This window comes from Planktotalea sp. (assembly GCF_039984035.1).
In the GTDB taxonomy this organism is placed as follows: Bacteria; Pseudomonadota; Alphaproteobacteria; order Rhodobacterales; family Rhodobacteraceae; genus Planktotalea.
On the sequence record NZ_JBDWVM010000376.1, the window covers coordinates 1 to 11300 of the forward strand.

At 52.4% G+C, this 11300-nt stretch carries 11 protein-coding genes; 5 read left to right on the plus strand and 6 right to left on the minus strand.

Going from position 1 to position 11300, the window contains the following annotated elements:
• A partial coding sequence (locus ABJQ89_RS16685; RefSeq protein WP_348497286.1) for a bifunctional 2',3'-cyclic-nucleotide 2'-phosphodiesterase/3'-nucleotidase occupies positions 1-1316 on the plus strand: 1316 nt, incomplete at its 5' end.
• 83 nt (positions 1317-1399) lie between these two features.
• Here the strand turns inward: ABJQ89_RS16685 and ABJQ89_RS16690 are convergent.
• Both ABJQ89_RS16690 and ABJQ89_RS16695 read right to left on the minus strand, forming a co-directional pair.
• A complete protein-coding gene (locus ABJQ89_RS16690) occupies positions 1400-1879 on the minus strand; it encodes a YHS domain-containing (seleno)protein (RefSeq protein WP_348497287.1) in 480 nt (159 codons plus the stop codon).
• Positions 1880-2117: 238 nt separating this feature from the next.
• Positions 2118-2411, minus strand: coding sequence for a DUF2218 domain-containing protein (locus ABJQ89_RS16695; RefSeq protein WP_348497288.1), 294 nt, complete (start codon positions 2409-2411; stop codon positions 2118-2120).
• Positions 2412-2537: 126 nt separating this feature from the next.
• Here ABJQ89_RS16695 and ABJQ89_RS16700 point away from each other — a divergent pair, with 126 nt between their 5' ends.
• Genes ABJQ89_RS16700 through ABJQ89_RS16715 form a run of 4 tightly spaced genes read left to right on the plus strand, consistent with a single transcriptional unit; the run spans position 2538 to position 6063 of the window.
• The gene (locus ABJQ89_RS16700) at positions 2538-3431 is read left to right on the plus strand and encodes a siderophore ABC transporter substrate-binding protein (protein WP_348497289.1); all 894 of its coding nucleotides are present in this window, start codon (positions 2538-2540) and stop codon (positions 3429-3431) included.
• Position 3432: 1 nt separating this feature from the next.
• The gene (locus ABJQ89_RS16705) at positions 3433-4380 is read left to right on the plus strand and encodes an iron chelate uptake ABC transporter family permease subunit (RefSeq protein ID WP_348497290.1); all 948 of its coding nucleotides are present in this window, start codon (positions 3433-3435) and stop codon (positions 4378-4380) included.
• Positions 4381-4429: 49 nt separating this feature from the next.
• A complete protein-coding gene (locus ABJQ89_RS16710) occupies positions 4430-5314 on the plus strand; it encodes an iron chelate uptake ABC transporter family permease subunit (protein ID WP_348497291.1) in 885 nt (294 codons plus the stop codon).
• Positions 5311-6063, plus strand: coding sequence for an ATP-binding cassette domain-containing protein (locus tag ABJQ89_RS16715; protein WP_348497292.1), 753 nt, complete (start codon positions 5311-5313; stop codon positions 6061-6063). Before ABJQ89_RS16710 ends, ABJQ89_RS16715 begins: the two co-directional genes overlap by 4 nt.
• A 9-nt stretch (positions 6064-6072) precedes the next feature.
• Here the strand turns inward: ABJQ89_RS16715 and ABJQ89_RS16720 are convergent, their stop codons facing one another.
• The 4 genes from ABJQ89_RS16720 to ABJQ89_RS16735 all read right to left on the minus strand — a co-directional run.
• Positions 6073-7296: an AGE family epimerase/isomerase gene (locus ABJQ89_RS16720; protein ID WP_348497293.1), complete on the minus strand. Its 1224-nt coding sequence runs from the start codon at positions 7294-7296 to the stop codon at positions 6073-6075.
• A gap of 160 nt (positions 7297-7456) precedes the next feature.
• Positions 7457-9424 (minus strand): TonB-dependent receptor, encoded by a 1968-nt coding sequence (locus ABJQ89_RS16725; RefSeq protein ID WP_348497294.1) that lies wholly within the window; start codon positions 9422-9424, stop codon positions 7457-7459.
• A gap of 152 nt (positions 9425-9576) precedes the next feature.
• Positions 9577-10668, minus strand: coding sequence for an SEL1-like repeat protein (locus ABJQ89_RS16730; RefSeq protein WP_348497295.1), 1092 nt, complete (start codon positions 10666-10668; stop codon positions 9577-9579).
• Positions 10669-10725: 57 nt separating this feature from the next.
• Positions 10726-11300 (minus strand): calcium-binding protein (locus tag ABJQ89_RS16735; protein WP_348497296.1); only part of this gene is annotated, 575 nt, incomplete at its 5' end.

Genomic DNA, 11300 nt, shown 5'->3' on the forward strand with positions numbered 1-11300 from the left:
GCGACATCGTTGAAACCGCCGATTACTACGTTCCGCAAATGAAAGAAGAAGGCGCCGATTTAGTCATCGCCCTTTGTCATTCCGGTATTGGCAGCGCCAATGCTGAAGACGGCATGGAAAACGCCGCTGTTCCACTCGCCCGTATCGAAGGCATTGACGCGATCCTGACCGGTCACAGTCACTTGGTGTTCCCGTCATCCAAGTATGACGATTTCGCGGGTGTTGATACCAAAGCGGGCACGATTGGTGGCAAACCTGGTGTCATGGGTGGTTTCTGGGGCAGCCATATGGGCCTGATCGATCTACTGATCGAACGCGATGGCAACGAATGGCGCGTGCTTTCGCATACTTCTGAAGCGCGGCCAATCTCCAAGCGCAATGAAGACCGTTCTTACACACCATTGGCGGAAGACTACGCGCCTGTTCTGGACGCAACACGCAAAGAGCATGATGAAACCCTAAAATATGTGCGCACAGCCGTCGGTAGAACCGACGCTCCTTTGCACAGCTATTTCGCGCTAGTAGCTGATGATCCATCCGTGCAAATCGTCTCCAACGCGCAAACATGGTACATTAAGGAACAGATAGTCGGCACCGCTTACGAGGCCCTGCCCGTCCTATCCGCAGCTGCGCCGTTCAAGGCCGGTGGCCGCGGGGGACCCGAATATTACACCGATGTCCCTGTTGGTGATGTGGCGATCAAAAACGTCTCTGACCTTTATCTCTACCCTAACACTGTGCGCGCGGTGAAAGTTACAGGTCAGCAGGTTAAAGATTGGCTTGAACGCTCTGCTGGCATGTTCAATCAAGTGGAGGTAGGCGCGCAAGACGCCACGCTTTTGAACCCCAATTTCCCGAGCTACAATTTCGACGTTATGGACGGTGTGAGCTATCAAATTGATCTATCGCAACCTTCAAAATTTGATCGCGACGGCGCTGAAGTGAATCCTGGTGCCAATCGTATCGTCAATTTGATGTTCGATGGCGCACCCGTCGACATGGCGCAGGAATTCATTGTGGCAACCAACAACTATCGTGCGTCTGGTGGCGGTAGCTTCCCCGGAGCAAAAGGCGACACAGTGGTGTTTGAAGGCCCCGATACAAACCGAGATATCATCGTGCGGTATCTGGTCGATCAAGGAACAGTCAGCCCGAAAGCGGATGCCAATTGGTCATTTGCACCTTTGGCTGACACAACAGTTATCTTTGAAACAGGCCCCGCTGGAGCGGGCTATGCCGATACTGTTGAAGGTGTGAACATCACGGCTGACGGCATGTCCGACACCGGTTTTGCAAAGTTCCGCATCGCGCTCTGACAATCAAGGCGCTTGCGGTGAATTATCCATCGCAAGCGTCTAAACCTTGGCGGATGAAGATAGGTCAAATCCCGCGTTCAATTTTATTCTATGAAAGTCAGGCTGTCCCAATGCGCCTGCGCTAGCTCAATCATCGCATCTTCGCCCTTGTCGAAAATCGTGCCACCTCGTTTTGCGAAGAAGACATAGAGCTTACCCTTATGAATGCGCCAGACCTCTGGATCACCGGGGACTTCCTTTTTGAGCGACATCGCGCGCGTGCAATACCCGCCAAATTGCGGCGCATAGGCTTCGGGGTTCGCGCGAAACAGTTCAGCCTCAGCAGCAGTCGCAAAGCGCCACGTCGCGCCCTTCCAATCCACCGTGTTCGCGTCAGAACCAGTCGCTGCGGTGTCCGCCGCAAAATAGGCTGTTGCGTCATACCCTTTGAGCGCAAATCCATCTTTTGAAAGACTAAACCGAGAGATTGTTTTGGCGAGCGCGGGCAATGCGGGCCAAATGAAACCAGCGGCGGCAAAGCCAGTTGCGATAAAACTGCGGCGGTTAATCGTCGAATTGGGCATAGCGCACCTTTGCTGTTGTGGCGTTGAGCACTGCATAGCATTCGCCGTGCCCCTTGGCAGTATCTGCAGGAACAACAATCCGTGACATTGTGGTGAGTAAAAAAGAAATTGGTTTCCTTGCAGCATTTGCATGCGAGCTGAGTACCAATTGTGATTTGAAACAAGATCGAAGGATCGATCGGTTTCATAGATTTAGATCAAGAGTTGCGCAGTATAGTACGTGCCTAGATGCAAATCTTTAAGATGGCTCTTGGGTCCAGTTCATAGATTTGAACTCTTCACGAAAGGCAAATCTTGCGAGATGGCTGTCGATCACGTGATGCACGCTTTGGACGCTAGCCTCGTCTTTTACGTCACATACAGCAGTTAAGCCTTCGCTATCCGCCGACAAATGCACGGTGCCCATAATGAAGGCGACCCAACCTTTGTCAGCGTCGAAAGAGGCCTCCACCTTGTTACCGAAATGTTTGCAGAGTTGTTGCAGATATTTCGATGCATTTTTGGTCTCATAGTACCCATTTATTGTCGTCATTCTCGCTCCTTCAGCGTCAACTTGCCCATAGGTCTGGACATTCCATTTATGCCTTCGTAGGGGGTAAACAACAACCAAATGCAGAGCCAATATTGAAGAGCCATGCGTTGAGACAAGGAATAGCGCATGTTTAGAACTCTTAGCTTTTTGCTGCTCATTTTGGCCGCGCCCGTCACTGCACAAAACGCAATCGTAGAAACCTACCGCGGCGAGAGCGAAGTAAAAGCAAGGCCTCGAAATGTCGCTGTTTTTGATTTTGCCGCCTTCGATACGCTCAGCGCTTTAGGTGTAAAAGTGCAAGGGCTCGCACGCCCCGTTTACCTGCCCTATCTTGAAGATGCGGCTGATGGCACGACGCCTATCGGTTCCCTGTTTGAGCCGGATTTCGAAGCCCTCTTTGCAATGCAACCAGACTTGATCATCGCCGGTGGCCGCTCTTCTGAACAAGTGTCTGAACTCGCAAAAATCGCCCCAACGCTCGATATGACCATTTGGGAAGATACCGTAGGACAGGGCCTCGCGCGTCTGGCCGCTTACGGGACAATCTTCGACAAACAGATGGAGTCGACATCGCTTTTAATTAGCTTTGCGGACAAGCTGGAGAAAACCAAATCAGCGCTTGCGGGCAAAGGGACAGCACTGATTGTCATGACCAATGGCCCCAAGGTGAGCGCCTATGGCATTGGTGGGCGTTTTGGTTGGCTACATAGCGCATTGAACCTTGCTGAAGCGGTTCCGAGTGTCGAGCAATCCACACATGGCGAAGCGATCAGTTTTGAATTTATCCGTGATGCCAATCCCGACATCTTGATTGTGATTGATCGTATGGCTGCCATTGGCCAAGACGGCGCCAGCGCGCAAAGCACGTTGGATAACGCCTTGGTCCATGAAACCAACGCATGGAAAACCGGTCGTGTGATCTATCTCAGCTCAGCGCCTGTTTACCTTGCAGGCGGCGGCATTCAATCGATGTCACTTACGCTTGACGAAATTCAGACGGCGATCCGCACGCACCCGTAACATGACACTGCTTTTAGCGCTGTGTCTTGTCGCTCTTTCGGCAACGTCTCTCTGTGTTGGCGTCATTGACCTCACGTGGACTTCCATCGTTTCAGATCGGGACGCACTTCAACTTTTACTGGTCAGCCGCGCTCCACGCACGATTGCGGTGGTCATCACAGGTGGCAGCTTGGCCATGTGCGGCGCGATCATGCAGATGTTGGTGCGCAATCGATTTGTCGAACCAATGACCGCGGGCACGGGACAAGGCGCTGCATTGGGCATATTGCTCGTCACGCTCTTTGCTCCGAACGCGTCTATAATGGTTAAGATGATGCTTGCCTCGGCAACAGCCCTAGCCACAAGCGTCGGATTTCTCAGCATCGTTCAACGATTGCCACCGACACAGCCGCTCCTCGTACCGCTTGTTGGTTTGATCTATGGCGGCATGATCGGCGCTATTGTGACGTTTGTGGCCTATCAAGCGGACCTGCTTCAATATCTCTCCATCTGGATGACCGGTGAATTTTCTGGAATTCTTCAAGGGCGCTATGAATTACTTTGGATTGCTGCCTTGTGCGCGGCGCTCAGCTATCTTGTGGCGGATCAATTCGCCATTGTTGGTATGGGTCGCACGGCGAGCATCAATCTGGGGCTCAACTATTCTCAAATCGTGGCCCTAGGGTTGCTCTGCATCTCTATCGTCACCGCATTGACCGTCGTTACGGTGGGCATGATCCCATTCGTTGGTCTGGTTATTCCAAATATCATCTCGCGATTTGCAGGAGATAACCTGCGCACCACATTGCCGCTCACGGCGATGAGCGGCGCTACATTGGTTTTGGCCAGCGACATCGCGGGTCGATTGTTGCGCTACCCCTACGAAATTCCGGTTGGCGCGGTTCTTGGCATCCTTGGAACCGTGGTTTTCCTATGGATGCTTTATGCACCGAAACGCCATGTACACTAAGCGCCTTTGCTTACTCGCATTGCTCCTTCTGGCGTGCAGTGTTGGGTATATGACGTTTGGGTCGCGCGGAAACTGGGCCTTCGTTCTGCCCTTTCGTGGAAACAAGTTGACCGCACTGCTGCTGGTCGCGGTTGCGATTTCCAGTGCAACATTGCTTTTTCAAACGATTTCACAGAACCGCATTTTGACACCTTCTATTATGGGGTTTGACACGCTCTATATCCTGATCTTAACCGTTCTGATCTTCACCTTTGGCGGATTGAATAACGGGCAAATCGCGCCGATTTGGCAATTCGCGTTGAATACCGTTTTGATGATGTTCGCAGCGCTTTTGTTGTTTGGCACGCTCCTGAGTCGGGCGCGCAGCGATCTTCCCCGCATGATCCTAACGGGCATCGTTTTCGCCGTATTGTTCCGAGCACTCACCGAAGTTCTGCAACGGATGATCGATCCAAATGAATATTCGGTTGTTCAGGCCAACTCCTTCGCCAAATTTTCACGCATCAATGTTGAGCTCCTAACGATCGCAGCTGCCATAACGGGCGCTGCCCTGTTGGCAGCTTGGCGCATGCGTCACCGCTTGGACGTTCTCGCCCTTGGGCATGACGCGGCGATCAATCTTGGGGAAAGCTCGCGACGCTGCATGTTTGAAGCCTTGATCATCATTGCCGTTCTGGTCTCTGTTTCAACCGCGCTTGTGGGGCCAATGGCCTTCCTTGGATTAATCGTAGTGAGTCTTGCCTATCTGGTTACCCCGACTGGATCACATGCGGTTCTTCTGATCTCTGGCGCACTGATTTCCTGCATCACACTAGTCGGCGGTCAATTCGTTTTGGAGCGCCTCTTTGGTCTGTCGACACCGTTAGCCGTCATCATCGACGGGCTAGGCGGCGTTCTGTTCTTAATCCTTCTGCTGCGAGGATGGCACAAATGATCACCATCACCGATCTTAGCTACTCTATTGGTAAAACAACGATCCTTGACGGGATTGATCTGACCTTACCAAAAGGTGGCATCACCGCATTGATCGGCCCTAATGGCGCAGGGAAATCCACGCTTCTCTCATTGATTGCGCGTTTAAATCCGCTTCAAAATGGTCGTATCACCGTTGATGATTTGACAATTGGCGCGTGTTCGAACGCCGTTCTCGCCCGCAAGCTCGCGATTTTACCGCAGGCCTCCGACACGGCACCATTGCTAAGCATCCGAGAGCTGGTCACTTTTGGGCGCTATCCCTATCACCATGGACGCCCAGGCGCTGCAGATCACGAAAAAGTCGAACAGGCGCTTGAAACCTTTGGACTTGCAGAGCTTGCAGATCGTCGCCTCGACATTCTATCAGGCGGGCAACGCCAACGCGCGCAGGTCGCAATGACCTATGCGCAGGATACGGATTACATTCTTTTGGATGAACCGTTGAACAATCTAGACATCGCCGCATCACGCGCATTGATGGGGATTTTGCAGGACTTGGCCAAAGCGCACGGCCGCACAATCGTCATTGTGCTGCATGACATTAACTATGCGGCAGCCTATGCGGATTTGATCGTCGCGATGAAGGATGGGAAAATAGCGCAGACGGGAACGCCTGACGCTATCGTCACGGATGATTTCCTACGCGACGTGTTTGACACCGACCCAAAAGTGCACCGCATTGACGGGAAAGTCATGGTCGAAGTTTAACGAGGGCTTCTATTTAGGATTGGGCCAGAGACCAGCGCGCGCACCTTCGGTCAATGCGAGGACCACATGGTAGTGAAGACGACTTAAAGCATCCGGCCAAAGCACCGCGCCCGTCTCGTCCAATTGATTAACAAAAGCGTGCCGACCCGCGAAGTAACGGCGGAACATGAGCTGCACCAAAGCGCGGGCCTTCGCGGCGTAAGCCGGATCAGTCGATCTAATCGCATGGGCCTTTATAGCTTCAGTCTGGGGCCACAACAGGAACCGATCTTCGCGCCACTTCGTATCGGCGGAAACCGCGTCAAAGGCTGCGCCTTTCAGGATAGCAGTGCGCCCGAACCCATAATTGTCAGCAAAGCTAAGCAATCGCTCGGCGATAACGGCCATGTCAGGGTCACCGCCCAATTCCACCTCTCGCATCAAAAGCCATGCCCATTCGCATTGATGTCCGATTTCGCGGCGCAAACCTTCGCGCGCTGGCAATACCGCAAGATCGGGCGCGATGAATTCAGTGATCGTCCCGCTGTTGGCATCAAAGAAAAACTCCAACCCCTTCGCGCGCATCCGTTTCGCGCGCGCGAGCCAGATGTTGTCACCGGTCATTTCGAACGCCTGAAGCGCTGCTTCAAAGAGATGCATATGCGGATTTTGCGCGCGCGGCGGCGCTGTCGCACAAGCAGGATCGGTTAGATTATCGTGCTCCAAGAGGAGGCCCGTTGATGCATCAACCAAATGCTCTTCTATCGCAGCCCAGAGCGTTTCAAGCTCTGCTTGCGTATCCTCTTCGGGATTTAGCTTGCCCCAAGTGGACAGACCCAAGATGATAAAACTCTGATCATAACTCGTGGCGAAACTGTCCGAATCCATGTCATTGGCTTGCCCATTTTGCGATACAGCGCGGCGATATAAACTGGAAGATTTACGAAAAAATCCTAACGCATCGCGTGCTGCCTTCGCGGCCGCATGATGCGCGGGATTGCCCGACAAAAGCGCCATATGCGCGAAAGTAAATAGCAAGCGAGCTTGGGCGAGAACTGTTTTTCGTTGCCTGTCTGGATTGCCATCTTTGTCTAGCAGATCGTAAAATCCAGGCCCCTCTGGATCGCGCGCGCGCGCCGCCCAAGCGGGCAAAAACTCGTCCCAATACCAAACGACCCATTTTTCCGCATTTGCGCTTTCTGCTGGTTGGTTCACACAGAGCGGCGACGCAGAATTAGGATTTGCTTCAGTCATCAATCGGTACCGGCAGTTGGAGTTTTTCTTGGAGCTACGCAATCGATATACGGATGCCCCCAAGACGACCAGCTTGATTTGCCTAGCTCCCATCATGCCACAAAAAAAGCGACCCCCGAGGGAGGGCCGCATTTCACACTTTCGCGTTCTGAGCAGTTGATCAGAAGTTGAGTGTTGCTGCAATTTTGAACGAGCGACCTGCCTCTTTCAAAGCTGACACTTCTCCAACGAATTCTTGCCCATAGGTTGCTCGGCTAGAATAATCTTCGTTAAATAGGTTGTTGATTTCACCGCGCACGGTCCAGTTTTTGTTGCGCTTTGGCTGCCATTCAACGAAGGCATTGACGACTTCATAACCCGGCAATTGCGGACCTGCGCCCGTTGTCGCGAAATCATATGTGTCGTTGCTTGGCAAAACGATTTGTGCATCCGCACCAAAGGTCAAACCGTGTTGCGACAGTGTATGTGCGACTTCAAACGTGATGACCTCACCCAAAGGCGTTGTCAGGTAGTTACCCGTGTAGGAATCCGCTGTACGGCCATCAATGTCCGCTTCGATATTCGCATAGCCGATGCGCGCGAAGCCGTCTGCCCATGCGTAGCCAAGACCCAGTTCATACCCACGCACGTTGAGGTCCGCTGTAAGATCAGAACCGCCACGATAGCTTGCGGCGCGGGCGTTGGTGATATCTGTTTTGAAGAACTTACCGGACAGATCAAAGCCACCAAAGTTGGCGTTTGCAGCGACGAAAACATTTTCAGATTGAACCGCTTGAATACCTGTCGTTGGGTAGGTCCAGGTTGGGTTCATTACGAAATTCTCGGCCAATGTAGCGCCACCCCAAATGCTGGAATAACCCGCACTCAACGTAATGTTGTCCGTTATATCAAACGCACCAGAGAGGTTGCCGGAAAAGCCGTTGTCGGAAAACGTGCTGCCATCAATGCCAGTAAACTGCTGGAAATCGGCGCGCACGCCAAAGGACAAACGAGTCCGCTGTGTCGGCTCAAGGCGGGCTTGGGCGTAGACACCGATGTTTTGCAGAGACTCGGTAGCTGCCTCATCCCACGCACTGTTCGCGAGGTAACGATAGTCTAAGCTCGCATCATCGTTATAAAAATCGACACCTGCCGTCACGCTACCACGGGCAAACGCAAAACGGTTTTCGATCTTACCATTAAGGCTGCTCGTTGTGCCCTGACTGGTTTGCGTCGGGCTTTCATCGATGAATAGATCCGTTTGGCTATAGGCCAGCTTGATTGTCGGATCCCACAATCCTGTCGGCGCGGTATTCGTATAGGTGAAGACAAAGTTCTGGCGCGTCAGGTCATAGTTGCGCGTTTCCGCGACAGGGCGACCTCCAATAATTTCCGCAATATTCGCGCGATAAGGGCGCAGTTCATCGTCTTTGACTTGCTCAGCCGAGAACTCAAAACGCCCGCCATTGTCGGTCTCATAGGCTACTTTAGCCAAACCGGACAAAAGATTGCTGCCCGATCCAACGATAGTTGCGCCAGAGCCATCTTCCCGAAGCCCACCGTTAGAATACTTCAGAAAGCCCAGATACTCAAAGCCGCCTTGGCGCCCATAGAGCGACGCGCTGTTCGTGAAGATATCGCCATTGCTGTCGTATTCGGATTTGACAAAGCCACCAAAGCTCAACTCGGGCGCGAGCACATCACCAACATCGCGCGTTTCATAGGCGATGGCCCCCGCCAATGCGCCAGGACCTGCATCCGCAGGCGAAACGCCCGGATCGATACGCACAGCTTTCAAAAGCGATGGATCAATGAGCGTTGTCGCATTGTGGTGGAAGATTTTGTTGTTTTGGCGAGAACCATCAATTGTGACAGCGAGATTGGTTTCCTCTACGCCATTCACATAAACCTTTTGCGATGCTGGAATAGAGCTACCTACAGAAATCGTTGGTTCGCTTTTGAACACGTCCTGAATATCAGACGGGTTCTGGCGGGACAGGTCCTCACCATCTACATCAACAGCGTTTTCGCTCTCGCTTGTCGTTTCCAAAACAATGGTGTTGAGCTGAAAAGCATCATTAGTCTGCGCGAGCGAAGTCGTCGCCCAAAGCGCAGCGGTAAGTGTGAGAAGTGTTCGGTTTATAAGCATTGAGCAGCAGTCCAATCGAGCCAGTCGTCTTAGGTGGCTGGATGGGAATCATTTGCTGCCTGTCTAGGCGTCATCAATCATAGGTGACTAAAACACTCAACTAATAACCCATCTTTTTCGCACTGCTGTTTGCACTTGTGACTTATAAGTTATCATAGAGATGCGTTGTCACGCGCCTTCATGTCCGTTGCCTGAACCGAAATAGCGTCAGATTTGCGTTTCACAATCTCAGCAGCGACTGCACGCACCGTTGGCCCCCGTAGCGGACCAGTCGCGCAAATATTCCAAATGCCACTTTCACGACAGAACCGGTTTTGTGCGCGAATGGTACGTTGTGTCATGCGACCATTGATCCGCCCATTGTAGTAGCCCAATGTACGCAATTCCTTTTGCAACACCCGCACCCAAGAATTTTTGTTGATCCAGAACGCTGTGCTGGCAACTTTCGCGTAGTTTTCATCGTCGGTTTCAGACAAGACGTCTTCAACGTGAGACCAGAAGTGCCCTGGATGCAGCTCAGCTGCGAGCCGGACCTGTTCTGCAGAACGAATACGATCACGGATGCCCGGAATGTCTGCCAGCTTTGCACGCGTCGCCAGCGCAGTTTTACTTTTGGCGTTCTGCCGAGACAGATACACCAAGGCGACTTCCGCAAATCGCTCATCTCCGTCCAATCCAGCTTGAACCACTTGCTCGACAATAGCATCAGGAACAGACGCGTTTATACGCCCCCAGTTGACACGAACGACAAGTTCGCGCGCTGCGTTCTTGTCCCCGCTTTGCGCCAAGTCAGCGAGTATTTCGCGGCCCAACTCAGGATCGGAGGCAGAGCCAAAGTGACGATCAATATGCGAGGTCGCCAAGAGCCGGTGTGTGCCTGGGCGGTTCTCGCGCACCCCTTCTTGTAGCAAGGCAAGCGCCTCTTCAGTGCGGTTCAAATCTATCTGAACACGCGCGAGCGATGCCGTGGACCATGGATGGCCAGCTTGCACTGCCTTTTCATACCAATCCATCGCTTGGACTAAATCCTGTTCGACATTCAAACCCTGACGAAAATAGTACCCCAAGCGATCCATAGCTGGCGCATAGCCTTCATCAGCCAAGGACTGCATGTCGACAAAGCCTGTAAAAGTTTCCGTCTGTTCGAGCGCCTTGATCGTATTAAAACGCGCACGGTGATCCTGAGCAAAACTTGCATTTGCAAGGCACAGGGTCATCGCCAAAGTGAGTAGTAAACTCTTCATTTCATCTCTCCTTTTTACGTACATGCGATCAAAGCGCTCTTTTTTTTGTGGTTGGGATTAGAACAACAACAGGTCCATAGTGTTTTCGAAGAAGCTGTTGCCACCGTTTGAATGATCCGTAACCGCAATGCTTTGCGATCCAGACAATTCGATCAGCACGTCACCATTTGAGAGCTGTTCAACATGCTCTTCGATCCAAGCTTCGCGATCCTCACCCGCATCGAGCAGACCAAAGTCGGTCAAATCAATGCTGTCTGCATTTCTGCCATAGGCTTTGAAATCGGTAATCTCATTGCGAAAGAATGCATCGCTTTCTTTAAAGACAAAAACATCGCTTCCACGACCACCTGTGAGGACATTGACACCTCGGCCGCCATCCAACACATCTCTGCCCGCGCCACCGTCAAGAACGTCAGCGCCTCGGCCACCATCCAATGTGTCATGACCCCAAGAGCCGTTCAGGTAATCCACACCGTCATCGCCATTCAGCACGTCGTTGCCAGAGCCACCATCGAGACGATCACGGCCTTTTCCGCCAGACAATTTATCTGCGCCACCGCCACCTGAGAGCACATCAAGACCAGCGCCACCATCCAGAGAATCGTTGCCCGATTGACCTGACAAAATGTCGT